At 43.3% G+C, this 25,826-nt stretch carries 27 protein-coding genes; 6 read left to right on the top strand and 21 right to left on the bottom strand.

The features are described from left to right. Positions 1-4: 4 nt before the first annotated feature. The 5 genes from MNY66_RS17100 to MNY66_RS17080 all read right to left on the bottom strand — a co-directional run bounded on the left by MNY66_RS17100 (position 5) and on the right by MNY66_RS17080 (position 2,749). A complete protein-coding gene (locus tag MNY66_RS17100) occupies positions 5-601 on the bottom strand; it encodes a hypothetical protein (protein WP_067423966.1) in 597 nt (198 codons plus the stop codon). A 67-nt stretch (positions 602-668) separates the two neighbouring features. Then, the gene (locus tag MNY66_RS17095) at positions 669-1,199 is read right to left on the bottom strand and encodes a hypothetical protein (RefSeq protein WP_067423968.1); all 531 of its coding nucleotides are present in this window, start codon (positions 1,197-1,199) and stop codon (positions 669-671) included. 14 nt (positions 1,200-1,213) lie between these two features. Further along, complete coding sequence (locus tag MNY66_RS17090) at positions 1,214-1,918, bottom strand: hypothetical protein (RefSeq protein ID WP_241501914.1); 705 nt, start codon at positions 1,916-1,918, stop codon at positions 1,214-1,216. 28 nt (positions 1,919-1,946) lie between these two features. Beyond that, entirely contained in the window at positions 1,947-2,336 is a 390-nt protein-coding gene (locus MNY66_RS17085) for a hypothetical protein (RefSeq protein WP_213914211.1), read from the bottom strand. Between the two features lie 77 nt (positions 2,337-2,413). Further along, positions 2,414-2,749, bottom strand: coding sequence for a PerC family transcriptional regulator (locus MNY66_RS17080; RefSeq protein ID WP_213914212.1), 336 nt, complete (start codon positions 2,747-2,749; stop codon positions 2,414-2,416). A 217-nt stretch (positions 2,750-2,966) separates the two neighbouring features. On the opposite strand from MNY66_RS17080, the gene MNY66_RS17075 reads away from it, so the two are divergent. After that, positions 2,967-3,203, top strand: a complete 237-nt coding sequence (locus MNY66_RS17075) for a hypothetical protein (RefSeq protein ID WP_241501913.1) — start codon at positions 2,967-2,969, stop codon at positions 3,201-3,203. Between the two features lie 361 nt (positions 3,204-3,564). Here MNY66_RS17075 and brxL read toward each other — a convergent pair whose 3' ends face one another. The 10 genes from brxL to MNY66_RS17025 all read right to left on the bottom strand — a co-directional run bounded on the left by brxL (position 3,565) and on the right by MNY66_RS17025 (position 20,827). Next, entirely contained in the window at positions 3,565-5,640 is a 2,076-nt protein-coding gene (brxL, locus tag MNY66_RS17070; protein WP_241501912.1) for a protease Lon-related BREX system protein BrxL, read from the bottom strand. A 16-nt stretch (positions 5,641-5,656) separates the two neighbouring features. Continuing rightward, positions 5,657-8,341 carry a BREX-1 system phosphatase PglZ type A gene (pglZ, locus tag MNY66_RS17065; RefSeq protein ID WP_241501911.1) on the bottom strand — a complete coding sequence of 895 codons (2,685 nt, stop codon included), beginning with the start codon at positions 8,339-8,341 and terminating at the stop codon, positions 5,657-5,659. Continuing rightward, positions 8,341-12,003 carry a BREX-1 system adenine-specific DNA-methyltransferase PglX gene (gene pglX / locus MNY66_RS17060; RefSeq protein ID WP_241501910.1) on the bottom strand — a complete coding sequence of 1,221 codons (3,663 nt, stop codon included), beginning with the start codon at positions 12,001-12,003 and terminating at the stop codon, positions 8,341-8,343. Before pglX ends, pglZ begins: the two co-directional genes overlap by 1 nt. Beyond that, on the bottom strand, positions 12,000-12,737 hold the full coding sequence (locus tag MNY66_RS17055; protein WP_241501909.1) for a hypothetical protein: 738 nt from the start codon (positions 12,735-12,737) through the stop codon (positions 12,000-12,002). The genes pglX and MNY66_RS17055 overlap by 4 nt, the downstream gene beginning before the upstream one ends. Positions 12,738-12,744: 7 nt before the next feature. Then, the gene (locus MNY66_RS17050) at positions 12,745-13,914 is read right to left on the bottom strand and encodes an AAA family ATPase (protein ID WP_241501908.1); all 1,170 of its coding nucleotides are present in this window, start codon (positions 13,912-13,914) and stop codon (positions 12,745-12,747) included. Between the two features lie 8 nt (positions 13,915-13,922). Further along, positions 13,923-17,600, bottom strand: a complete 3,678-nt coding sequence (gene brxC / locus MNY66_RS17045) for a BREX system P-loop protein BrxC (RefSeq protein WP_241501907.1) — start codon at positions 17,598-17,600, stop codon at positions 13,923-13,925. Positions 17,601-17,617: 17 nt separating this feature from the next. Continuing rightward, on the bottom strand, positions 17,618-18,217 hold the full coding sequence (locus tag MNY66_RS17040) for a DUF1788 domain-containing protein (protein ID WP_213914587.1): 600 nt from the start codon (positions 18,215-18,217) through the stop codon (positions 17,618-17,620). Further along, positions 18,214-18,813 carry a DUF1819 family protein gene (locus MNY66_RS17035; RefSeq protein ID WP_241501906.1) on the bottom strand — a complete coding sequence of 200 codons (600 nt, stop codon included), beginning with the start codon at positions 18,811-18,813 and terminating at the stop codon, positions 18,214-18,216. The genes MNY66_RS17040 and MNY66_RS17035 overlap by 4 nt, the downstream gene beginning before the upstream one ends. A gap of 9 nt (positions 18,814-18,822) precedes the next feature. After that, positions 18,823-19,710, bottom strand: coding sequence for a WYL domain-containing protein (locus MNY66_RS17030; RefSeq protein ID WP_321146199.1), 888 nt, complete (start codon positions 19,708-19,710; stop codon positions 18,823-18,825). Between the two features lie 556 nt (positions 19,711-20,266). Beyond that, positions 20,267-20,827, bottom strand: a complete 561-nt coding sequence (locus MNY66_RS17025; protein WP_213914584.1) for a recombinase family protein — start codon at positions 20,825-20,827, stop codon at positions 20,267-20,269. Positions 20,828-21,022: 195 nt separating this feature from the next. Here MNY66_RS17025 and MNY66_RS17020 point away from each other — a divergent pair, with 195 nt between their 5' ends. Genes MNY66_RS17020 through MNY66_RS17010 form a run of 3 tightly spaced genes read left to right on the top strand, consistent with a single transcriptional unit; the run spans position 21,023 to position 22,539 of the window. Next, positions 21,023-21,373 carry a type II toxin-antitoxin system RelE/ParE family toxin gene (locus MNY66_RS17020; protein ID WP_067423956.1) on the top strand — a complete coding sequence of 117 codons (351 nt, stop codon included), beginning with the start codon at positions 21,023-21,025 and terminating at the stop codon, positions 21,371-21,373. A gap of 1 nt (position 21,374) precedes the next feature. Beyond that, positions 21,375-21,674: a helix-turn-helix domain-containing protein gene (locus MNY66_RS17015; protein WP_067423953.1), complete on the top strand. Its 300-nt coding sequence runs from the start codon at positions 21,375-21,377 to the stop codon at positions 21,672-21,674. Between the two features lie 28 nt (positions 21,675-21,702). Then, positions 21,703-22,539 (top strand): hypothetical protein, encoded by an 837-nt coding sequence (locus tag MNY66_RS17010; protein WP_109910744.1) that lies wholly within the window; start codon positions 21,703-21,705, stop codon positions 22,537-22,539. Between the two features lie 34 nt (positions 22,540-22,573). Here MNY66_RS17010 and MNY66_RS17005 read toward each other — a convergent pair whose 3' ends face one another. Further along, the gene (locus MNY66_RS17005) at positions 22,574-22,975 is read right to left on the bottom strand and encodes a hypothetical protein (RefSeq protein WP_067423949.1); all 402 of its coding nucleotides are present in this window, start codon (positions 22,973-22,975) and stop codon (positions 22,574-22,576) included. 100 nt (positions 22,976-23,075) lie between these two features. On the opposite strand from MNY66_RS17005, the gene MNY66_RS17000 reads away from it, so the two are divergent. Beyond that, entirely contained in the window at positions 23,076-23,453 is a 378-nt protein-coding gene (locus tag MNY66_RS17000; RefSeq protein ID WP_109910745.1) for a hypothetical protein, read from the top strand. Here the strand turns inward: MNY66_RS17000 and MNY66_RS16995 are convergent. From MNY66_RS16995 to MNY66_RS16975, 5 genes are all read right to left on the bottom strand, one after another. After that, positions 23,407-23,931, bottom strand: a complete 525-nt coding sequence (locus tag MNY66_RS16995; RefSeq protein ID WP_067423945.1) for a LexA family protein — start codon at positions 23,929-23,931, stop codon at positions 23,407-23,409. The two genes, MNY66_RS17000 and MNY66_RS16995, sit on opposite strands and share 47 nt — an antisense overlap. Before the next feature lie 33 nt (positions 23,932-23,964). Next, positions 23,965-24,183, bottom strand: a complete 219-nt coding sequence (locus tag MNY66_RS16990; RefSeq protein WP_109910747.1) for a hypothetical protein — start codon at positions 24,181-24,183, stop codon at positions 23,965-23,967. Between the two features lie 56 nt (positions 24,184-24,239). Continuing rightward, positions 24,240-24,476: a hypothetical protein gene (locus MNY66_RS16985; RefSeq protein WP_067423943.1), complete on the bottom strand. Its 237-nt coding sequence runs from the start codon at positions 24,474-24,476 to the stop codon at positions 24,240-24,242. After that, positions 24,457-24,771 (bottom strand): hypothetical protein, encoded by a 315-nt coding sequence (locus MNY66_RS16980; protein ID WP_082981384.1) that lies wholly within the window; start codon positions 24,769-24,771, stop codon positions 24,457-24,459. Before MNY66_RS16980 ends, MNY66_RS16985 begins: the two co-directional genes overlap by 20 nt. A 76-nt stretch (positions 24,772-24,847) precedes the next feature. Further along, positions 24,848-25,057: a hypothetical protein gene (locus MNY66_RS16975; RefSeq protein WP_109910748.1), complete on the bottom strand. Its 210-nt coding sequence runs from the start codon at positions 25,055-25,057 to the stop codon at positions 24,848-24,850. 216 nt (positions 25,058-25,273) lie between these two features. On the opposite strand from MNY66_RS16975, the gene MNY66_RS16970 reads away from it, so the two are divergent. Further along, complete coding sequence (locus tag MNY66_RS16970) at positions 25,274-25,822, top strand: PAAR domain-containing protein (protein ID WP_241501905.1); 549 nt, start codon at positions 25,274-25,276, stop codon at positions 25,820-25,822. Positions 25,823-25,826: the final 4 nt, after the last annotated feature.

Genomic DNA, 25,826 nt, shown 5'->3' with positions numbered 1-25,826 from the left:
CTCATTATTCAATGTGGTTATCGTTCTGGATATGTTCGGCGGTCAGCGAAGTCTTTGCGATGCTGTCAGTTAGCGCTGAAAGTTCTTGCTTCACCTTGAGGAGAGCGTCTTTGTCCGCACTGGCTTTCTGTGCCAGGGCGAGCATGGTATCCACCGTTCGGGTATGCGCCCCGTTCATGGGCACACCTGACATGACGACAGCATTAAGGTAATCAATCGCGGGGCGCTCGTCCTCAGGGGCATAATTTAAGCGGGTGTAGGTTTCTTCGGCTGCTTTGTACTGCATTTCAATTTCATGGACGGTTAACTGGGCTTTGATCTTCGGCAAATACCCACGAAAGAACAGCCCAATCAAAACCAATACGCAAACGCAGCCCAGCGCGTAGTATCCTGCCAAATCTATTATGTGTAGCAATTCTGGGTCGTGGAACCCCACCAGAAAGCGCCAAGCAAACAAAGCGGCATAGAAAACGACAAATACCAACATTGGTGTTAACACAGTGGGCATGAGGGTGTTTTCAATAAACACCGTGACTTTCAGCATTCGGCTATTACTCTGTCGTTGCAGGTACAACTGAATGTCCATTTTATCAATTTTCATGATGCTCTCTCTGTGCCCTGATCGTCCGTGTTCTACGATCAGGGGGGGTACGAGTAGTTTGGAATGCTTATGCTAGCGTTTTGCTTTGTGCGATGACGGTTTCGAATTCCTGGCTTAAGGTGTTCAGCTCGTGGTCACGCACATCCGCCTCAACCAATGCTTTTACTCGGGCGCGGTGGTGATAATTCATTGGAATACCTTCACAAATTAAGGTGTCGATGTAATCAATGCCGGACTTCTGTTTTGAGGACAAATGGCCCATTTTTTGGTATGCACAGAACGTGCTGGAACAGAGGGCTTCTATCTCATTAACGCTCAACAGTGGCTTCAGTCGTGGAAACGAACACGAATAATACAAGTGCGCAAACAAGAGCACACCGACACAGCCAACTACAACGAAGCACAACGGAATGAAAAGGAGGGTTTCCACAACGACTGGCATGATAGTCAGTTGGATGACAGAAAACAGCACCCCAATCAGGAGGAATGTGATAAATGGTGGGGTAAAGATACCATCCAGAATACGCGTGATTTTTAGCATTCCGCATGCGCTTTGGCGTTGCAGGTACAATTTGATGTCAGTCTGTTCAGTTTTCATGATTGCCTCTTCAGTTAACGGTCTTTTGCTTTTTTCTGCACGTCTTCACATTTTGGCGAAACCCCATGCGAACATTGTTCTTGTACGCTCAGGATCCACCAGCCATTTTCTACTTTATGTCTTGGGCTTAACCCGTCATCGTCTGACCAACGCATAGCAACAATGAAGTTGTAACTGTTAAGCCAACGGATGGAGGTCTGGCAGTACAATGCATTTTGAAGCATGGATTTTATGCGATTACTGACTTTCTTTGCTTCAGCGGGGCTGCTCGTGGGGTTAACGTTGAAAATGAGTGCGGGATCCGATTGCATCATGCTCCAAGCGACAATGTCCGCTTCGGAGACCCGTGCATGGCACTGTATGAATTCGTTATTCCGGATGGCAACGCGCGCCACCGCACTTGGCTGAACAGCATCACTCTCCAGGAGTGTCGGGAGATTATCCTTGAACTGGACCTGATCAATTTGGTTTGACTGCAATGCGGAGTCCGGTTTTTCCAGCGTATGCGAACCATGACCCGCGATTAAATACCCGGCACACTTATTGTGCAGTGACTTGTAAATCCACATTGGGAATCGGTGCTCAGCGGTCATGCTGGTGGCAACAACTAGCGCCTGGTCATAATCAGGGAAAAATACTTTTTGATGCGACCCGAATTGAATGGTTCTTGCTCCGGCCAATAGTGGTGAACCGACAGAACGATGATAAGGTGCGGCCAAGGTAAACCCTCCATAACTACGTTGACAGTTAGAAAGCACACATCGAGACGTAGCCCGATTTCTCCGATACATCTTCTGGTTTTTTATCCAACTTGACCTGGCGTTCTTCGTCGCGCAGTAAATCGTACCGCACCACTTTGGTGCCGAGGGACTTGGACATATCCCGGCAATGGATCAATATGTGAACGCGATTCGGTGGCAGGTGTGGGAAACGCAGTAAAAGAATTTTTGTGAAAATCACGAGTGACGTTTCGTTGGTGTCAAATCCATACAGGTCTTCCAGGATGATGTAAGTGTGGTTTTTATTACCCAGCTTGCCCGGCTCGGGGCATAGCTTTACACGAAAGTGAATTGCCTCGCAGGACCACTCACGGTGCGGGAGCGCCATGAGAACGAAGTCTTTTAACAAAGTGGACATAATACCTCTGTATGATTTTAGGTTGTGCCATAGGGCAATGGGTAAATTTTACGGCCAGGGATACCGGTGACGAAAAATTACAGTACGTTCCAGCGCGCATTATCTTTAAGGCACAGGCGTTCGTAAGCGACCCCTACTTCACTACTGGCGGATTTTATATCGCTGCGTATCTCATATTGCTCAATGCGGTGCTCATGGCGTATGTTGGACAGTTCAATACAGCGGTATCGCTGGGCTGCAATGTACTCAGCAAAAGCAGGTTGCTCCTGCATGGCGACGCCCCATTGCTTTGCCGCACGCAAGTAAAGTTGTTTTGCTTCGAGTTCAAGCGCGAGTTTGACCGCACCCGCCTCAGGCAAACATTGTTTACCCAGGCGTTCAACGGTGTTCGATGAAACCTTCCTGCGTGCCATCAGAGCAACTCCTACGGATAGATGAATATTTGTACTCAGTAGGGAGATGTTACGATCGGTTGGACTGTTGACGAAGGGAAAAAGGAGGACAAAACGGAAGGTAAAAAGTACGCAAATGAAAAATGGCACACCAGAATATGTGCCACGAAAATAACATTCATATTTAATGGTTAGATATACCTAATCATCCTGGTCAGGTGCGGCTTGTGGCTTTCCCTTGATATTCGTTGATATAGAGCACCAAACATCCCCGCCTGAGCTGGATGATGAAGGTCGTTTACCTCCATATTTGTTGAATACACTCGGTAATCGCTATGGCAGAATATTTACCTCCAGTAAATTCAAAGGAGTTTTTGATACCAATAGAATTAAAGAATATATAGAGTTCATTTCTGTCAAAATCATCGTAAGGGCAACATTAACCCCACTTTCTAATCGCCCAGCGCATATATAAAATTAACCGTCCAACTTAATGGAAAGTGGAGATTTTAAATGGGAAAACGTTGCACTAACAAAGAATGTCAAATATTTATCAAGCGATCTGAATCCAGTTCATTGACAAAGCTCACGTTTTTCAAGCTCAATGATTTAAGCCCTCCTATGTTTTAAGCCAAACGCCTACAAGTTAAGGAATCGTGTTTCTCAAGTTTTGTTAGAGCCATAGTCGTTAAGAACACTACAAAATATTATGTTACTCAGGTACCCACCGCCAACATGACTCTTCTCGTAAACGAGATTAAGCTGAGCATTCTCCAACAGTGATGGTCATCAAAAACCCTGTAAAACTTAAAAGAATATTCATTTTACATACTGGCTCAATTAACCCCAATTGCCTTAAACACGGCATCGACGGGGTCTGCATAAAAGCTGATCTGGAATTTTGAGAACAACTCAGCAGGAACTGTTGGAATATCTGAGGCTGAGGCCATTGGCAACAAAATTCGTTTTGCTCCACTATCCATGGCTAACTGAAGACTGCCTGCAAGATCTTGAACAGGATTGATGACACCACCTAAAGTCATCTCACCCAAAACAACCATCTGCTCTTGAATCGGTCGGTTCATCAAAATTGAACAGAACGCAATCAATGCTGCGAGCGATGACTTTGTACTTGGCCCTGTATTGTGCAGTTCAACAACATGCAGGTGATACTCATGATCAGAAAACTTCGCCGACGCACTGATTCTATTCAGGTTACCTTTGAAATAATCAAAGCCAACACGCACAGCTTCTTTCGCTGCGGTATTAGAACCAAGGCCCGACACTGAGTGCTTACCAGAACCAGCCATCATCTGGGTTTCGTAACGGTATAACCCTAGCTGCCCCGTGCTTCCCTGAGTAACCAAATGCACAACACCAGCGCGAGGTAAGCCCTCAGGAATTAGCTTGCTACCACCTTGTTCCGGTACATTGACAAAGAATTCTTCTAATGACTCGTTATCGATGTAGCTAAAGTGCACATCAAAAAACTCCATACCGCCAAGCTTTTTCAATTGCTCTTTGACTCTACGTCGAGTTTCCAGCGCATAGGTCAGGCAGGCTCTCACATCATCTTTTGAATACTGTGCGTCGGGGTGTAATAGCTTTAACAAGCCCGAAACGGTTCTTCGCACAGCAATTACATCACGCTGATTAAGGTTATTGCCGAGTTTGAAGAACTTATCGATAGCATCTGCAAAACTACGTTTTCGCATTTCACGCATATATTCAGCAAGATAGTCTGTGATTAATCCGTAGCTATTGGTGAAAAACTCAGGACGCATCTTTGGTATTTCCCATCCAGGTATATAAGAATGGAAACGGTCAAAAAAGGCAGTGTCGATCATGGCATCAGGAAATGGTGCCAGCAGGTGACTGGTCTTCACCAGTGTTTCAACGCTTTGATTAATGTTACCGACGAATACCATTGAAGCCTTCGCTTCGATTGAATCACGTCCACGAGAAAATGAACCAGACGACATATAGTCTTTCATGATCTGAACGCCGTCTTTGTCTTTAAAGGTAATACCCGCTACTTCATCAAATGCGACAACATCCCACATACCAACCAATCCAACCTGGCGCGAGCTCATATTATAAAACAAGTTCGCCACAGTTGTTTGTCCGCCTGAGACAAGCAATGAGTTTGGTGAGCACTCTTTGTAGACATGGCTCTTACCTGTCCCTCTTGGTCCAAGCTCACAAACGTTGTAGTTGTTTTCAACGAATGGGATCATGCGAGTGATGAGATGCCATTTCACTCGATGCTCTAAGTTAGTCGGCTCCATACCCACGGAACGAAGCAAAACATCCATCCACTGCTCGGTACTAAAATATCTTCTGGTTGAAAACACCTCATCCATGTTCATGGACGGCATTTGGATCGGTTTTAAATTCATAATGGAGAAAGGTGATGTCTTCTGACCTTCCTCAAAGAAATACTGCACGGTAATAATGCACCAGATACCGCCAGTTAATAGCTTTTCGTTGTCTTGTACAATTTTGGTCGGTACAAGGGCATCTTTGATACCCAGATTCGACAACGCAGCCTCATAGACATCTTTTTTCTGATTGAGCTTAACGCTTACTTTGTCGATGATTTTAAACGTACCGCGCTCACGGATCAGTGACTTCACTTTCTCCGCTTCATCTGGACGGACATAGTTCTCAGCCAAGATTTTTTTCACATTATCAAGGCCTTGCATTACGACTTCGTCGTCATCGGACGCACAATACATGCCAAGTAAATACTCCAACACGTAGATAGGGACGTTTGCACCTTCTTTTAGTTGCTTCGTCAGATCTTTACGAACAACGCGGCCTTTAAAATACTGATTGAGCAATGCGTCTAAATCGGCGCTTTGCATCTGATTTTTTTCGTCTTTATGATCTTGTGAAAAATCAGTTGTCATGTTTCACCTCAGCGCCTTAGAAAAAATCATCTTGGAATGCTAAATCAATGGTCACCGCATATTGGCTATAGCGTGTTCTCGTTTCTGCATTCTCAAGGACTAATGTGTATTGAGCGTTTCGGTTGAATTGTGAGCCGATCAGCTTTAACCTAGCTACCCGAGTACGCTCATCCATTACTTTACTCACGCTATCAAAGTTAATGGTTTCACGACTGGATACTTCATTACCTTGTACATCGACGATATAAACATCCAGAAGCCGTGTGACAAAGCGCTCACCTACCGAGTCTGTCTGAATAAATCTGACTTTGTCGATATTGTTTACTAACTTAATTGGCTGAGTGGCTGCAACAACACCTACCGGTTGTTTCTCATATTTTGCTACTTGTTCTTTTTGCAGCTCTCGCACATGCAGTACTGGGACGCAGACTTCCTGTAGCATCGCTCCGCCGTGCACAAACTTGGCACCACCAACGAAGTGGAAGCGTTGAGCCGCTTTTGGAAGCAGGAACTCTGCTTGATATGAAGAGCCACTAGAGCCATGAGCCGTATCGTTAATTGAACCTTTCCAACAGGCTTCATCTGATGGCAAATTATTACCAACGATATAGCGTTTTTTGGCTTCTATCGCGCCAGCAGGTTTAGTTTTCAACGATGTTTTATCAGCCGCTACAAGTGCTTTTTGTTGGAAAAGGAAGCCATGGTCAGCGGTGATCACAACTCGGCTACCGTTTAGACGGTTGATTACCCTACCAACAAGGTCTTTTAGCTCTTCTATGGCACTACGACAGGCTTCAAACGTTTTCTCTTCAGTCGCTGCCTTATCACCAATTGCATCAATGGTATCGTGATAGATATAAACCACTTCCACGTCTCTAACCTTGTCACGACCTTCCTGGTTACTCCAGCTCATCAGCTCCTTAGAACTCACCGCCATACCACCTACTTTTTGTAGGATGGAGTTGCGGTTGTCTAAACCCTGTGAAGAAATACCATCAACATAAACAGCCGTGCCTTGCTCTGGCTGGTAACTGAGCACCTTATGAGGCAGCAATGCCGCCATCCCAAGCTGGGTATAACTTGGCAAAACGCCCAACTGCGTAGACACCTCAGCGTTAAATCGCTTCTCGTTGTTAATAATAGCGCCAAGCTCATTCGCAATTTCAAATCGTAGGGCATCAGAGATGATGACAAACACGCGTTTTGTCTGCTTCAGAATCAGTCGTGTGCGAACTTCTTTTTCATAGAAGTCATACTGGCGCGGTACGCCAGAAATCTGCCACTTTTCAAGTAATTTCTCATTGGCCAAATGACGATCCCAGGCAAGGCCAAGCTCATACAAGTACCAGTTGGTATAAATGCTTTCGACCTCGTCGTCGAGCTGACGCAGTATGTCTGCACCCTTACTCAATACTGAGTGCACATGCTCATTGAATAAACGATAAGCCTGGTCAAAACGGTAAATGTCCGTGGTATAGGCGTCGTACATTGCCTTTGCGTTATCAAAGTGGAACCCGTCCACATAGCGATTTCGCAAGTGCATTAACTCTTCGGCGTTGCGGATAGCTTCATAAATTGCGAAGTATTCTTTGCGTGACAATGTCCAGTGGCTAGCAAGACGTCTTGATAGAACTGTATTAAACTGAACCCGGTCTAGCGCTTCACTGCTATCGAGCAAATCACGAACTAAACCACGGATAATGGCTTGTTCCACCGCTTCAAACGTTTCGCATTCGATAAGCTCAACCGGATGGTACTGACCAGCACGGGTCGAAATTTCTAGCTGTTGGCTAAGCACCTTAGAGATACTTTCATAGAAGGCGGCGAAGGAGCGGCTGTCGCGCCAGCTCACCATAAACGCCAAGGCTGTCGCTCGGCCTGACGCGCTTTTCAGAACATTGTTAAGCAACCAATCGCGTTCAACGCCTTCAATTTGACTCCAGAATTCAGTACAGAACAATTTCAGCACGAAGTCTGAGAAGGTTGGCTCTTCGACTGTATAGCCAAAACCCTCACTCAGATATGCCCAGAGTGAGGTCTCAAGATCAAACTTATTTAACTGGCTCAGTAAAGGTTGGCTAAGGCTTTCATCTTCGATATAAGCCGCATACTCACGTAGTAACCCAAGCAGAATGTCCGATAAAGACGCAGAATCAGCTTTTACAACCACTGCCATCATCTTCCTGTCTAACGACAGTTCGTCTTCGTTCTCAGTCACCCACTTTTTTAAACCGGAAATGCGCTGTTTATTGGCAAAAAAGCTCTGGTGCTTACGAATGTGCGTGCGAAGCGCCATTTTCGGGATACCTAATTCATTAAGCAGCATTGAGCTGTGATCAGCAAAAAACTGCTCGCTATACAAACGCACGTCTAGCAACCAATCACGATCAGGCTCTGGCTCAGCGCTTGGAAAATAGATAAGGAATTTAGCTTCACGCTCATCTACTTCAATGCGTTTTTTCACTGCCAATACAGACTCATTGCCCATATTGAGGATGGTCAAATCATTTGGCAGTACCCTGGCAGTTATATCTGCCGCTTTATCATCTTCTTCTTTTGAATGCACTTCTTTCGCAATAGATAACGCGTTAGCTAAATGCTCAAGCTCTTCAGTAAAGCTTTGCTCTGGGTCATACCAAAACACAATGCGGCTTTGTTCGAGTTTGGCAGCGACGCCTTGCGCCAGTTCACTAATCTGCATTAGTTAACCTCCGGGGCCGATCCAGTAATGGCTTTGACATCAGCCAGCAGATCACCAAACTTGCCGTAATTCACTTTCACCCCATCATCGAGATCCAATGAAATGCGCATATCGGCGTAGTGTTTTAGCTTGTCATCAAACTCTCGTAGTTCGACCTGCTTCTTAATTAAGGCATCGAATTCTTTCTTAAAGCGGTTCGCTTCACTGGTTGAGTCAGCCGTTTCAATCTGCTTCTCAAGCTGCTCTGCATAAGCATCGTATTTGCCTAGTAGCGGGATGACATACTCGGTACGCATACGAGAGAGCGTACTCTCGTTGTAACGATGCAAATATACCAGACACTCAAACGCTTTCTGTTTGCCCGAGCTAAACAGCCAGTAGATTGGACGTTTTTTGTAAGTCTTCAGATGGTCTTTATAGAACTGAGTCGATAAGTAACGGCGGATCGTCTCCAACGCTAATTCAGATTTCTTTGGTTTAATAGCGTTCAAGCATAGTGATTCGGCGACAAAATCCAAGTTTTCTTGTAAGTTCTCTTCGCCCCAAACCACCTGAACAAACTCGCGAAAACGATTAGTGGCGTCGTCTTTGAACCATTCTTGATCTGTTAACGGAATGATACCGTCTTCATCGGCTGAAAATTTCTCAAAAACTCCATCAGAGAGCAGTTTACTAAAAATATTTTGATTTGAATGCGCAAATACAATACCTTCTCGGTCGAGCGAATAGCGTCCTAAAGAGCATCCGATGGTGTATGATATCAATTCTGCAATGGTATCAGATTGAAACTTAATTTCTGAATCAAGTGAGTTATTATAGCGATATATTGGATTTGCATTTAAAGTAACTTCCTGCAAGTCTATCTTTGCGTCCAACTCATTTACTAACCCATAAGACTCAATAAAAATTTTATTATTTTCCTCTTCTAAAATCTTTACGTTTTCTACAATTGATTTGCATGCCTTTCGGTAATCATCATATGATTTAGATAATAAATTTCCACACAGATTAACAAGAGGGTTCTTTTTAAAATCATACGAGACTTCAGATAAATCCCAGTCCATTTTTGAAATTGTAATAATTTCTTCCCACTTGTTGCTAAATGGAACTTCACCTAATGGTACTCGTCCAATATTACCAGCCTCATAGTTTAAAGTTTCACTGAGGTTCGCGAGGAAATATGGGAAAACTTTAGAGGATAGTAATCCTTGAATATATAGAGCGTCACTCCCTGTACAAACAACTTTCATCCCTGCATCACTAAAAATAGCCCCCTCAGGAGAAAAACGACTTGAGAAACTCCCACCAGTAATTTTTCCCCAAGTGACACCTGGCTTAAAATACTCATTGGAATTCTTAGCGACGAAATCAGGATTTCCATTCAAATACGGATACTTTCTATTAATACTATCCTTTATTCTCTGACCATCATTTTCCCAATCTACAACAAACTCGTTGTTTCCATACCATTTTCTGAAGCTTCCCCCTTTATCAAGAGGAAACCATCTTTTTTGGCTAATTTTTGAATCATCGCGACTTGAAGAGGAAAAAGAGATACCAGATAATGACACTTCATACCATCTTCGCGTAAAGAGGTCATTATTTGTTGTGGCTAGCCCTTGTTTTGCTGAGAATTTTTCAGACAACAAAGGCATAGCTTGGAAACAATCCCTTATTTTATCAGTGGCCCAATAAGCTATTGGTGACCCCGGAATTTTAGAAAAACCATTCTGCGCAGTAGATGAGAATTCGTTATCACGCAAACCAAGAGTATCACGCTTGTCATTTTCATTACCTTCAACAAGTCTATAAAAGGTTGGCTGATAATCATGAATATAATTACCTTTGATTATCCAGGCTGTTGTTTGCACTACTTCTCCGCTGATTTGACTAAAGGCTCTAGCTCCTAAGTGAGCCATAGTAATTATTGTACGTTCTTCCAAAAGTTTGCATCTTAGCTGTTGGTAACTACTTAAAAACATCCAAGATTGCATGTTAATTTGAGCATTAAACCCATATTGCGATAGCAATTTAAATGCTCGCTCCATAAAGATCGCAAACAAATCAGACTTACTATTAGGATAGTATTTCTTCGCGAACTCTTTCAAATCTGCATTCATGCCTTTCCCTCCCATATAGGGAGGGTTCGCGATAACAGCATCGTAACGAATGGACAGAACCAAAGCCTGATGAACAAATTCAATCAATTGCTTGGCTGCTGACTTTTGCATTGAGTCGCCTGATTCTTGCAGTTCGACTAAAGTGCTCATCAGCTCTTTTAGCTGTTCATGGTCATCGCTAGGTACATCAATCAAAGAGCCAAAGGTCTTGGCCTGAGCAAATCTAGCTAAAGTCCGTTTCAAGAGTTGGTAGCGGTTGTCTGCATTGAACGAGCTTAAATCTTGCTCTTCGTCAGCGAACAAGCCCTGCGACGTGCCGCTTTGCCAACTTCCCGATAGATTGAGTGCTTTCCATAAGGTCGGCAGGTCAATATGGTTACTTTCCTGTAATGACAGTACATTGAGTCGCACGTTGCGGGTAAAAATACGCTTATCGTCATCTCTGGCCATCATCATCAGCGCAAATCCAGACAACTGCGCGGCACGATCATCTATGTCTAGGCCGTAGAGGTTGTTCTCCAGAATCGTCTTTGGAATGTCACGAGAACGGAAACCACGTTCTTCGTAGATGGCTTTAAGCACGTTGTAGGCTTCAATCAGTATGTGGCCCGAGCCACAAGCCGGATCGAGTACTTTGATAGTTTCAGGTTCAATAGATTCTGGCGTAATAGCCTTTAGCTGTTGGTTAACTTCATCAGATTGTTCAGCAGGCTCAATGTAGTATTCCATCTGCGTTTTAATGGCAGAATCTGGGTAGGTTTGCAGCCATTGACGACCGACTGAGTTTTGTACTAGGTATTTCACAATCCAGTTGGGTGTAAATAGCTGGGTAGCGGCAGGAATGTCTTCACTCTTCACCACCTTGCCCATTACCTGATCTTTCTTTTCTGAAATGTAGAACTGGTAAAGCCAGCCAATGACTTCTACCTGTAGCCAGTCCTCCTCAGGAATGCCGTCTACCAATCCACGCAGAATTGAGTCTGTACGAGTTAGGTTGTCTGGTAGCAGAAGCTCTGTTTCATCGTCCAATGCGTCAAATAAGAAAGGCATCGCTTCATGCAACTTATGGCACTGACCTAACAGTAGTTCACGGTAAAGTTCTTCGTCTTTGTTGCCCGCGAGCTTTAACTCGATAATGCGAGCTCTATCTAACCCGAGTTCATCCGCAGCGTCTTGCGCATGGTCTATAATTTCAAAGCCTTTAGGATTGTCTGGATGCGACAAGACACGGAAACCATGATCTAAGTAGTCATGGATCTCCATATAGCGAATAGCACACAGGCGGTTGAACCAGGTATAGGCTACTTGTTCCACGAGCTGGTTATAGCCCATTTCCTGAACCTTTTTGACCAATCGCTCTCTAGCTGTTTTTACGCTGGGCTCAAAGGTTTTGCCTTCAATAAGTAATACTGAGCCTTCTTGTTTTACCTCAGATATCTGTTTGTCACTGTATATACCTAGCTGATTTAATTGTTTTGAAACAGCAGTGATAAACTTGCGTCTAGCTTGTGGTGCATATTTTTTTAGTTTTGCAGTATTCATAATGTTCTCGCTGTCCCGTGACCACAAATACCCTCAATGGCTGTAGTTAAATCTGTTTTTAATTGGTTGTAGCTGGGCATGTTGATACGTGTGACATCAATCCCATTTACCAGTTCATATTGCTGGTCTGTCGTTGCTTCTTGCCCTAACAATCGAGCTAAAACTTTCTTAGGGGCATTTTCATCTGATGCAGCATCATTTCCTGACAGTTCGGTTTCTAAAGCTGAGCAATGAGCATATGGATCCTGCTTTTGACCACATATCAACCAAGCTTCTGAGGTTGGTTTGGGTATCATCGGTATCCCATGCACGCCTTCAATTCCATTAAAGCCAAGCATGATAGATTGATGTAAATCATCAAAATCACACCTATCGGTATCATGAAAATAAAAAGCCAGCTGGTGTCCATTGTCTTTTGCATAGCCAGCCATTGTTGTGGCTCTATTTGCATGCTCAACGAAACCTTTTTTTAACTTTGTACTTGGTCGATGTTTACGAACACCCTTAGCTTGGCGTGCCAACTCGTTGCCTGAAATACAAGTCATCCAATTATTGGGGGATTGAAAATCTATATTATCTTCATTCCAATCAGGGATAATTTTCTGCAATAGGCGAACCGCTAACAATGCCATAGGACCAAGATTGTAAAACTCACCTGTTGATATTGATTGCCCATTATTTGAACCACCCATATCCGAGCAACCTTCACCTGTAACTAAAATACTCGTTATCATAGTTAAATTACTCTCTTACTTCAGATGAACTTGCTAGAATCTCAGCTTCTTCGGCTGCATCTTTGAGGTACACGTCAAGCATGGCATCGCCAGGAGCCAACGAATTCAGCTTCTTAGTCAGAGATGGTAAGGTAAACAACTTAGTTGCTTTGGTATGCCCTTGTTTATTTTTATAAACAAGTGTTATTGAACTCTTAGCTAATTCATCTTCTATATAATTTAATACCATTGGGCTATGTGTTGTAATCAACACCTGCTGAGGTGAATTTATGAATGCCTCGACAAGTTTTTCGGTTATTTCGGAGTTAACACCATTCTCAACTTCATCAAATTGCTGGAATTTCGAACTAGATCTTTGACTTGCCAGTATGATTAAAATACGCAACATGCCATCGTTGATATGCTTGGCATTGGTTACAACATCGAAGTGAGAGCCATCATCATTATAAAACCGCTCTGTTAACAAAAGGTTTAATGTGCCATTTAACTCAGTTTTAGTTTCAATTTTCACTACTTGAGGAAAATAGCCATATAGGTTTTTTAATAAAATATCTTGTGAATTCTTATCAAGGTTATGGATATAACTAATCAGATACTCTCCAGCACTACCAATTTTTCCTGCTGAAGCAAAACGACCTGAACGCATGACCTTAGGCGATAAAAGGTCATGACTATCAACATTAGTCATAAAATTTCGGAAAATGACGGCTTCTTGCGGTAAAGCCGAATCATTTAAAGAGGATAATATGGAACCTGAATATTTGAAAATTAGATCAGGAAAACTGTCACGCTTAGTTTTGAGTCTTCCCTGATATAGACGTAACAGCTGCTGACCATTGGCTAAATCAGTTAGGGTCTCACTTGTACATAAGCCTCTTTTCCAGTTATAAGTGGCTTCCCAACGCAATTGCTTATCTGAAAGCTCTATATCGAGTACAAGATCAAACGTTTCTCGTGTGGGGAAGAAATGAGAAGCAACATCTTTTTCTTCCCAACCTCTTTCACTTAACCAACGGTCAATTTTTCCTTCTATAAGAGCAGATACATAACTAAATAATTGTAAAACCGAACTTTTCCCTGCGCCGTTTAAACCAATAATGCAATTAAACTTCGAGTCAAGGTTTAACTCAAAATCAACTAAAGACTTGAATGCGTTAACGCTGATTCTTTTAATCATAATAAGCCCTACTTAATTCGCACCCGATCGCCAGCTTTGACCGCAGCAATCAGCTGCTCTCTTAAAGCGGCAAGATAGGCATCAACTTCGTCTTCACTTTCAATGAATCCGGTTGTTACTGACTTTGCCATGGCATCAATTGGGTTAATCGTTACGGTACGTTTTGCAACCGGCTGTGGCTGCACTGGTTCAGGGGCTGGCTCAGGTGCTGGAGCTGCCTTACCGGCTTTCGCTGCTTCCTCTTCGCGTTTCTTCTGTTCGAGTTCACGACATCTTTGCTCAGCTTCAGCTTTTTTGCGTTGATCTTCGATAAAGCCATTCAGCAACTCATAGGCTTCGTCTTCGTAACCTTCCGCTTCAGTTTGCTCACTGATAATTTGCGGTATTGAAGAGGTCGCTTCAATACGCTGTCTGCACATTTGTAACGGGCGCAGTGCTTGGTTCTGTAATTCAGACGGTGCATGAGCTTCAGCTAGCACTTCTTTTACACGTCCGATGCGTAGATCAACACGCTCTAAGGCATGAGTGCGTTTTTCTTCAACCAATGTTGAGTTAACTTTTGCCACCTGCTCGATAAGCGGATTAATGTGGCGCAGCTGCTCATACGGTGAGGACATATTGTAAATGCGTTCTAATTCAGTGAGCGCTTTTAATGCTTCACTGTCTTTTTCTAACGCGGGTCTATTGGCCTTAAACTTCTCGTTTAATGCGCCAGCAAGGGCTTGCCAAGTTTGAAATTGGCTATTGTAGAAGTCATCAAGATCCTCAAAGTCCTCAACAAACTCTTCAAGGGCATCAGCGTCTTCTAAGAATCGGGCGATAAGGGCGAAGCTTGAAGTTTGCTCAAGAATACCCGCGACCAATGCAAGACCATCGTCAATTTGAGATTTACCAGGGAAATGGCCTGTCTGTGACTTGGTTCTGAATGATTTAAGCTCTTCATTCCAAGCCAGTAATTCATCCCGCACTAATTCGTAGAGCTCCTTCTCACCGAAGCCGGTAAAGGTTTTAGAAAAAATCTCTTTAACAAGACCAGCAGCCTTTTTAATTTGGCGCTCGTCATGTTGCCTGATCTTATGTACACGGATCTCGCCGCGTTTACGCACACTGGTAAACGGCTCGTAAGCTTTTTTCAACGCCAGATCTGTGCCTTGGGTACTAAAAGATAACTTTCCAGCCAAGCCCAGCCTTGCAGTGAGCAATAAGATTTCATTGTCTGGCCAGCCATACGGGCGCTTGCCGAAACGGGCAACGATGTCACGTAAGTACACAGGCTCATTACGCTCGACTTTTAGCGTTACATACTGCTCAACCTCACGCGTAGCTTCTGGGTTACATTCATCCGCTTGAAGATCCTGTCCAATCTGAGCAATATCATCAGCAACAAGTACGGCCTGTAGCTCACGCAAAACTTCACCAGATGTCGCCTTGAGCATGTTCAATTTAGCGAATGTGTTTTCGATAACGTATTTGTATGCTTCTTCGACGATGGCACTTGGCGTTGCTGATTTCTTCGGTAGTTTTGTGCCGATAGCGTAAACGTCTGCCTCTGCAAACAAGGCTTCAAAGTCCACTCTCAAGCGTTTTTCTCGCTCAATATTTTCCATCTGCTTCTCTCGCAGAAGGTGTTCTTGTTCTGGACGCTGACCCGAATTTTGCTTTAAGAATCTGTCAGTTTTAATAAAGGTTGTCAGGTCATCCCAAAGACGCTTGTACTCGCCCAATTTGACCAAAACGCAACCATCGGCTTCAAGCGTATGATTGATGCACGCTTGATCATGCGAGTAATTTTCATAGTGCGGATCCAGAGGTGAAATGACTTTGATGACGAGATCTTCTAGAGTAGTACCATCTTTTGGATGTCCATTACAAAAACGACTTACCGCAAAGTCTTGCTTATTAACTGGGTAACGATAGGCACGATTACCTTTCAAAATACCGTCAAAGACGATAGCAGAAAGCTTGCTAGAGACCTCTGACATTTCAACGTCAGTGTGGCGGATCTCGTTTTCAATCTCTTTTTCCTCATTGGTCAGGAAGATAAACTCGTCACCATTGCGGGCGATAAGCAATTGACGTTCAAGACGATTTAAGCTCTCTTCAATTTGTTTTCGCAGTGCAATCTTATTCACATCAATACGATCAATCGACAGCGTAACGAGGTTGTCCAATGTGCTTTTGACCATATCTACATAACGGATCAAAAAGAGAGTTTTTAGAATTTTGCCGTCAAAATCCGTTAAAGTATCCAACTCACAGGCTTGGTCAATCGTTCGTTTAACGGCTGGCTCCAAGAAGCTTTCAATCGGTGCATAGAAACTGTAGAACGGGATTAATACATCAAGACCTGAGTCCTTCATTTGCTTTGCTGCTGATTGGAAGGCATCAAGTAATGAACGCTCACCCATTGCTAAGTGCTTACCTGTCGCGCCCTTTGTTCGAATCGACTCAAACACCTTTTGCACCAATGTGTAGTGGTAAGGAACGAACGGATAGTTATCCACAAAAGATGGAGTGTCGGTATAACCTTTAAGAGAAGCCGTTGTAGTGTTATCAAATGTCAGTTGGTTACGAAGGATATCTCCTTTTTCAGCAAAAACATCAATGAGGTGTTTACGGGCTTCTTCCTTTTTAGACAACAGACGCTTCTGAATGACTTCCGAGGTATTCGAACTTGATAGCTGTAAGCGGGTGCTAAAACGCCCCTGAATTTTAGAAAAATCCTCACCATCACGCTTATCCATACCACCAATGGCCGCATCAATGTCAGCCTGTGAGGTAACAACGACCCAAGCTCTGCCTCCACAATAAGTGCCAAGATCTTCAGTAATGGTCTGAAGCTTCAACATCATTTGGGTGTTTTTACCAATAAACTGACCGACTTCATCGACTAAAAACAGAAGATTTCTATCCCCAGCATGGTCTAGGTATTCATTAACCCACTTACAGAAGTTACGGATATCTAGCGGGAAATTGTTTTCAACCTGCTCAACCCACGCCTTGGCTGACTCTAATGATTGCTCACTGGAATGAGCGAGTGCTTCTGAAAGTTCGTCTCGATAGAAGTCATAGGCATCACGTTCTTTTTCCCAAGTTGATTGGGTTAACTCTGCGAACTTGTCCTTGAAGGACGCGTATTGATTGCGCTTATCAAGTTCGCGCTCCAAGTGCGCAATATGAGGAAAATCAGCGCAGTATCCTACACGTTCATTAAATACTTTGAGGAAAACCTTAAGAATGGCATTTTCTCGATCATCCGTATTTGCTCGTGAATCGATGTTAAAAAGAATGACATCAGTGTCTTTGGTAACAGCATTTTGGATATCTGCCAACAGCATGGCGTCGTTGATCTTGTCTTTGAAAAATTCAAATGCTTCGCGGCCTTGGCCATCCTTTTCAACAGATTTATTCTCAAGAAGGTAAGATAAAATTTTCAGGAAATGAGACTTACCCGAGCCAAAGAAGCCAGAAATCCACACGCCAATTTTACCTGACATTGATGCGCCACTTTGTGTCACAGATGGCACATAAGCTTCAAAGAACGCTCGAAAGTGTCGGTCTAGCTCTCGGGTTACCACATACTCATCAAGTTCGACATACACACTGTCATTGTCTTTCTGTTCCGCTTTAACAACGCCGTTAATGTCCCGCGTCAACTTCTTGGAAAAAATCTGTTCAATTTTCATTCTGTAGGCTCTCTGCTCTATTTCTTCGCAGTAATAAGTTTTTTACCGTCTTCAGGCACAAGCTTGAAGGCGCGGTAGTAGTTTTTAGATTCAATCATACCAAAAGGATGTAAATCCCTTCCGCTATATTCACCTGGATATAAAAGCACTAATGGTGTGCTACCCATCACGTCTTGCAGAGCGCTGAGCAACTCATGCCCCCTAACAAGAGGCCACGCACTGCCTAAGCCTGACAGCAATAGAAACTCAAGGTCTGATGGCTGATATTTGTCCGCTATATACCTTGCTACTTTCTCTTGGCTCAGAGGTCCAGCCAGTGTTTTTCGAAGACCATCGACACCGACTTGCATTTCACGCTGGCAAGCTCGGTCAAATAGACCACGCTCCTCAAGCATCGCTATCAAGACTTCAAAAATATTGAGGTGGATAAAGCGATAGCCACGTTTGTTGAGCTTTTCGTCAACGTGCTTAAGGTGCTCTCGAACGAGCAGTTCAAACTTGGCTGGATAGTCAAATACCCAAAATCCAATTTCATTGCCCAAGCCATCGTTTTTCAAAAACTTAGGGCTTTCAATTCGTTCCAATATCAGGTCAAGCCTGGTCTGAAGAGACTTCATATTGTGCACTCCATTACATCAATCAAATCTTTCCTGCCCAGACGTACTAACCAGTCTTGAACTTCAGGCATTAGGTAAACAGGTTGTATTTTCTTTGTCCTGCTATCACTCAGGTAGCCACTGTCAACCAATGCCTTAACTGCGTTGTTACCCATCTTTTTGATGGTAGAATCAGAAAAAATGCCAAGATCGGCATATGCCCGCACTCTTGTATCATAAAACTCAGACCATGCGTCAGCAGTTAAATAAGGTTTATAAGTGCGACGAGCCTCGGCCAAGGTAAGTCGCATAAAATCAGCGACAATCGGAGAATGAATGAGTAATGACATCATCAGCATTTGGACGTATGCGCGTTCACTCGCGACTAAAAGATCAGTCATAAACTCATCACCCAGACCTTCAATACGCCAACGGATGGTTCTGGCATAACGAATAGCCGTCTGACTGGATTTTTTCTGAAGAACATTTTGCTCAACGATCAGCGACTTCCACTCATCTTCTGGACGTTTTTTCAGTAGCGATTCTGCAATTATTCTAGATTCAGTTATCAATAAACTGCCTCCGATAAGATCACCTAAATATTCTTTTATATTCATAAATTCATCTCACGATTCGCTATATCCAGGAGCGAGTGCAGCATTATCAACGCCGTATAGTGCTTCTGGATTTTTAAGTGCTAAATGGAACTCTCGCCCATTGCTCTTACTATTCTTTGAACAATCGATATTCCATAAACGCAGTAAATACCCAGCGAACGCAGCTCTTATCTCTACACGCAACGTATTGTTTTCCATTGCATAGTCCATCGATACAGCTTCTGGATGTGCTAGTTTTGGATGAGGTATCAGTTCTAATTCAACGATTCGGTTCCATTGCTTATCCCACTGAAGGGTTTCAATTTCGTCGTTAACCTCATCCTCTAACAAATCAACTTTACTTATTCTGGTTAGAACAAAATCTCTAAATTCCTGACGATTTCTGTCGAATGCTCGAACATGCCACCTCAGGCCATTATCTATCAGGGTATGAGGAACAATTTGCCTACACTCATGACCACTCGACAAAGATGTGTATTCAATATTGCTCACGGCACGTTTATGTATGGCTTCACTGATGCTAGCTACCACTTCCAGCTTAGGTTTGTTTAAATGAAATGGCGCTTCGCAAGCCATTGGTGGTTTCACTTTGCCAAGGAACCCATCACTAAACCCCTGACTTATCGTCGCAAGCGTTCGAATAATGTCATAATTAAACAATGGCTGGAATGCTCTCGTTTTCAAGTGCACTTTGCGCTTATCATCATACTTGACATTATTAGGAGCAAACTCTTTGTAGCGAGCAAAATCTTGCGTCGCCACAGAAGGCGCTACGTTAAAACGCTCGGTCAAATAACTGCGCCCAGCCTCACCTTTAAATAACAAAGTGAAATCAATATGAGCGAGCCGTTCTCTTTGTGCTTGGCTAAGTTCTTCAAGTTCGCTGTTGTTTTGCACTGTTAGTCTCTCAATCTATCTGGAGCAAACCCTAATCATTTAAAAGAAGAAAGCTATCGATTGAATGCAGTCAAGTAACCTACTTTTTTTTATTAGGTCTCATGGTATCAATAAGTCGTCTTATTGGCTATTTAAATTGGATTGACATTATTTGAATATTTTTTACTTCTCTTGAGCTCTTGAGCTAGGTGTGTAATAACCCACTAATACTGGAAGCTTCTTAATCCACTTTTTTATCTGAACATATTGTTCGTATAGGGTAATATAATTTAAGCCACTACTTCGTCGATTATAATTATAAAATGCAAGATAACTCTCTACTTGTAATAACACCGAAAGTTGCCTGAACCCATAGACACTATGCCCTACACTTGGTGGTAAATTGAATACAGAAGGTTTCTTACGAGTGCCCCTGTAGTTAAAAAAATAGAATTAGGTATATGCTTGCTGAATATTTTCCCGTAATCTTATCACCTCATTCTTTGCTATATCTGATTTATTCTGCACTTGCGCACGTATCTCTTGAAAGGTCTGATCAATGTTCTTTGTAGGAAAATTATGGTGGATTGTTAACTTCTTCAAGTATTTTATAAACGGTTGATCGCGCGATCTGCATTTCTTTGGCAATTGCAGTACCACCTAATCCGCTTTCCCTCAGCTTTAAAATTCTCTCACGATCAACGGATCGCTTGCGGCCAAATTTCACGCCTTTGAGTAACGCTTCTTGCCTACCCTCATTTGTTCGCTCCAGAATCCTTTGTCTCTCCGCTTCAGCGACTGCGGATAAAATGGTGACTACCATTTTTCCCATTGAGCCTTCAGTGCTTATACCATCATCCAAAAAACGAACAGCAACACCCATTGAGTCGAATTCTTTTATTAACTGGATCATGTCTGCCGTATCACGGCCAAGTCGGTCGAGTTTTTTCACAAGGATAATATCACCCGACTCAACTTTCACCTTGAGTAACTGTAATCCTTCGCGATTAATATGGCTCCCTGATTCTTTATCAGTAAATAAACGGTGCTTTACCACTCCAGCTTCCATCAATGCTTTTTTCTGAATGTCAAGCGATTGTTGGCTGGTGGACACCCTAGCATACCCAAATAGGCGCAAATCGTGTCTCCTAAATCATTATCGGACAATAAGTGTCTTTTAATTTAAAATATCGAATTAATAGACACTATTTTGATATGTTTTTCAAGTGTCCGGAATATTATAATATAAAAGACAGCAATGTGATTGTCATATATTTGACAATATAACCTCAAGGCTATAAAATTCATTATAACTCGGAGGTTATATTTATTTATGTGGGAAATATTAACGAGAGACCTCTTCGATTCATGGTTCGAAGAACAGAATGAGGAAACTCAAATTGAAGTGTTGGCGGTGCTCATGATTTTACGTGAAGATGGCCCAAACCTTGGTCGGCCCCAGGTCGATACACTGAAAGGTTCGCAGTTTCCCAATATGAAGGAACTGCGAATTCAGGTTGGTGGTCATCCGATTAGAGCGTGTTTTGCATTTGACCCTATCCGCCGTGGCATTGTGTTATGTGCTGGTGATAAGAAAGGAAAAGACGAAACGCGTTTCTATAAGAAGTTAATCAAGATGGCCGACGCTGAATACTCAGCGCATCTATTAGAGCAGGAGAAATAACATGTCCACTTTAAATGAACTACTTGCAAAACAATCCCCAGAGGCGTTGGCTAAAATTGAAGCGCGTGCGGAAGAGATCCGTAGGGAAATAACGCTGGCTAAAATTCGTGAGGAACTCAATCTTTCCCAGTCAGAATTAGCCAAGTCCCTTGGCGTTTCACAACCCTCTATTGCCAAGCTTGAGAATGTTGATAACGATCCAAAGTTATCTACGTTGAAACGTTATATAAAAGCTTTAGGCGGCGAGCTTTCTATTGATGTAACGCTACCGAATGGTAAGCGTATTGGATTGCATCTTTAACAATATATTTATTTACATGAGAGTGTACATGAACGATACAACGAAATTTTTTTTTATAGATGAGTCAGGCGATAAAGGTTATTCAAACTCAAAGCCTCGTGATGGGCTTGGTGTAATGGCTGGCTTCCTTATCGATGATTGGGATCTGCCCAAATTAAAAATCAGGATAAGTGAAGGATTAAGCACTCTCAATTTAAACCAGTCAAATAAACTGCACATGGCTGAATTAGATGACACACAGAAAACCAATGCCGTTAACTTGGTTGCATCTTTATTTAGAGAGTTTAGTCTCAATTTTATATACTCAGCAATATACACTGAATCATATAAAGATTTCGTTGGCCCTTCCGATAAAAAAGAGTTATTGCATTCGCAGTTACTACAAAATAATTTAATAAGCGCCCTGACATTGCTGACAACATTAATTGAGAAATTCCGCGTTAATGTGAATCTAAAAATAGTAAGCGATAATATAGATGCTGGTGTTTTAAAGATCATGGAAAAAGAGTGCGAAAATATAGTTAATTACATGAATAATGCCCCAAATAAGCGCTATTATTCGAAAGGAAAGTATATCGAAACGCAAGTTGTTAATGCATCACCAGATCCCAGACCTAAAAACGGAAAATTTCACGTTGAAATGAGTGTTGAAACTTCAGAAATTACCTTTATTTCTGATGTATTGGCCTACACAACCTTCCAACACTTAATGGAATTCATGAAGGAAAATGAAGGACTATCACTCAATACAACAAAATCAATATCAGGCCATCCCTTGGAAGAGTTTATAGCATTGGTATACCCTCCAGAATTAGAGGATGAGAACATTTTCGGAAAAGTGCTTGGACCAGGCAGGGGGAAATAGTAGAGCCCCCACTCAAATAGTAAGGGCTGGCATACTACTTTTCCCTATATAAAATAAAGTAGCATTTTTGTATGCGCATGCTGTTGTTGATATACCCGCAGAGCCCCTCCTTTCCGTTAGTATCGCGGCCGATCCACAATCCGGCCAGGCGCTTGTCTGGTTTCTCTGACAGGACGTAAACCTTGTTGTTGAATTGCTCAACGCTTGCCTTTTGAATCCCCTCCGGCACGGTGAATTCCCCCAGGTGTGCGTAGCTGTTTAGGCGGAGAACGGTGACGCTCCCCTTTTCACCGTTCTGGGTTGGTGTTCCAGGCTGTGCCGCAGGCTGCTCATTTTTGCCTGCATAGACTGAATTCGGGTTGAACTGTGGTGCAGCCATTACGCTACCGGCCAACAGACCTAGTGCGCCCACCAGCGCAAGAACCTTGTGTTTCATCGTGTACCCTCTTGATGACATGCGCCAAACCGCATAAGGCGCACCGATCTGGTAAATCGCACACCCCCACGATACGCGAACGATCGATTGTGAGGCTCTTATGATTCAGAAGAAGAGTGTCTTTTTCAAGGTGCAGGAAGGGAAAGCACTACGATTTGAGGACGAAAAAAGCCACCCCGGCGCAGGCGATGCAGGTTGTCATCACCAATACCCCGAAATAGCGATAAAGCGAAGAAAGGAATATGAAGATAATCAGCCCAATCAGAGGCGCGAGCCAAACACCCGGCACTATCCCGAAGGCATACCAGGCATCAGCTGGAACCCAATACCCCGGCCAGTAGATAGAGATGAGCGCCCTGCCAAAAAGAATGCATCCAATCAACAGACAGATCAGCAGAGCATAGTGGAAAAAGCGAAAGTAGAGCCCACCATTACGCATTTGGTTTTGGCTCGTAGTCACCTGGTTCAGTGGCAATAACTTCACCCAGTTCGGGGCTGTATCGGAGTAATTCGTTTTTATCCAGGTACTCAACGTGGCGTTTTGTCTTGCTGTTCGAAAAGCCGAGCTCATGCGCCAGCATATTGATAGAAGGACCGATGCCGGTGCGCTTCATCATGCTTTTTACCGCTTTAATAATGGCTTTGCGATCTTCTGTCAGGTACACCTTATCAACCAGTTCATCATAGCCCTGCCCAATAGCAATGCGCATAGTCCTGGCCGTGGTTTTCTCTCCATCTATAACGATACGGCCTTGCTCATGCAGCTGCTTCACACGCCGGGCGACCAGTCCTTTTGAATAACCCAACGCTTTGCCGATTTCATCGTAAGTTGGGGGTGCCCCGTCTTCTTTGATGCATTTAACCAGGTAGTTAAATAGCGTCTCCAGGTGGGCTGAAGGGACTTTAGCTTTCGGCACCAGAGGTTCAGTTTCGTTTGCAGGTAGTTGGTCTGACATGATCTTTGGTCACCTCAAGCAATATTAGGCTGGTTATGGTAATGGGTGGATCCGGGTCACACTGGCGTTAACCTGGTTTACCGGCGCTTTGCCTTGCAGGCGAGTTCGGGTTTCAGACAGTGATATTAACGCATCCTCCAGCAATAGAATTTCTGCGTCGGAAGAAGCTTTATTAATGGCTGAATTAATCCTTTCGCCGATTGTATCTAGATCCTGAATTACACTCGAAATCACACCAGTAAGATGAGACATATTCCACCTATTCGTTATGTTTACTCTATTGTAAAACAGCGCCCAAATCCAGAGGTTTAACGCACTTTCTCATGTCCGGTCTGAGAGAAAATTTTCAGACCCAGACTTGTGACCTGATAATGACAACTGCCTTCATGGGTTAGGAGTTTCCGGACAACCAAAGCGTCCAGAATGATCCGGCTACGGCTCAGTGTCTGCACGGTTAGTTGGCAACCCGGCCACCATTTTCCAGCCTGCTGGATAACGATATCGTGCAGCAACGCGTGCTGAAGCTTACCCAGTGGTAACGACATGGTTTTTTCTTTTCATTTCTGCTCGCCTGGCTTTAATACGGTCGTGGGCTTCAGCTTGGGGATCGGTACATAACTGTATCGCCAGCAAGAGCTGGTGGCGCTGCTTCTGCTCATCAGCGGTCATGAAATTGAGAGCGGTAAAACCGACGGGCATGGTGCCGTGTATACGATAGCTCTCATCGAAACGCACTTGTGCGGTTGCGCTCAGCATATCAAAACGAGCAGTGACTTCATTTCGGCCAATGTCGTTGAACAGTGCGATAGCGCTCAGTTCGTCTTGGGGCATGTTGCTCATAACAATTTGCCTGTTTGATTTGTTTACCCCTTCATTGTCACATTAGATGTTACGGTGACGAAGGGGTTAGGCGAAGTTATTCCGTCCAGTGCGTGAGCTCATCATCCACGATGTAATCGGCTTCATCCTGGTCGAACTCTTCGGCATCAGTGATGCTTTCTAAAGATGACTCAGCCCAATCACGGCATTGGGTTTTTCGCTCATCTTCACAACCAAACTCCCAGGATACAGAACGCGACAGCCAGGCGTTGTATAGCAATTCAAGGTTTTTTTCTTTAGTGCTCATGAGTTTCTCTGATAATTAAGTAGATCGGCTATGAATGGTGACCTTTACCAGTAAAACATGAGGTGTGCGAACGGCGAAATTCCTAGTAGAAATGAACAGGGAAAGATGGTGAATTGTAATGATTTGGTTGTTAATGGTTAGATTAATACATTATATTAATATATTATTCTATTTAATACATTATATAAAACTAACATATCACACATTGGAGGTGTTATGTCTGGAGCTAGGCCCATCATCATGGGTAAGGCAATGGCCTTAAATGGAGACAAAACCACCACTGGTGCCACCTGCATTGCAACTATACAAACGGTCACATGCTTTAATAAACAAGCTTTAAGAGTGGGCGATCCGACAACACCCTGTCCTAAGTGTGGTCAGCCAGGCACTGTCGTTTCTGGGCAGCAAGGCTTTCTAAATCATGGGAAACTTCAAGCTGTTCACGGATCAATGGTTAGTTGCGGCTGTCTTTCAGGAAGTAATACAGTTGATGTATATAAGTCGGACATTGAATCCTCACCATTGAAAAGTGTTCAGTTAATTAAAGAAAAGCCGACATCAGGCATTAATAATATCTCAGACACAACAAGGCATCATATAAGGTATTTGTGTACCGATGATTTTGGCAACCCTTTGTGTGATTGCAAGTACATAATGCATAACGTAAACGGCAACTCTTATCATGGAACAACTGACAATCAAGGGTACACCATGAGCCATACAACATCGGAAAAAGAGAATATTTCAATTCATTTACTTCAATAAATTA

The sequence above is a fragment of the Moellerella wisconsensis genome, assembly GCF_022592395.1.
Taxonomy (GTDB): domain Bacteria; phylum Pseudomonadota; class Gammaproteobacteria; order Enterobacterales; family Enterobacteriaceae; genus Moellerella; species Moellerella wisconsensis.
The sequence above is the reverse complement of the archived record's forward strand: the minus strand, read 5'-3'. Positions and strand labels throughout refer to the sequence as shown.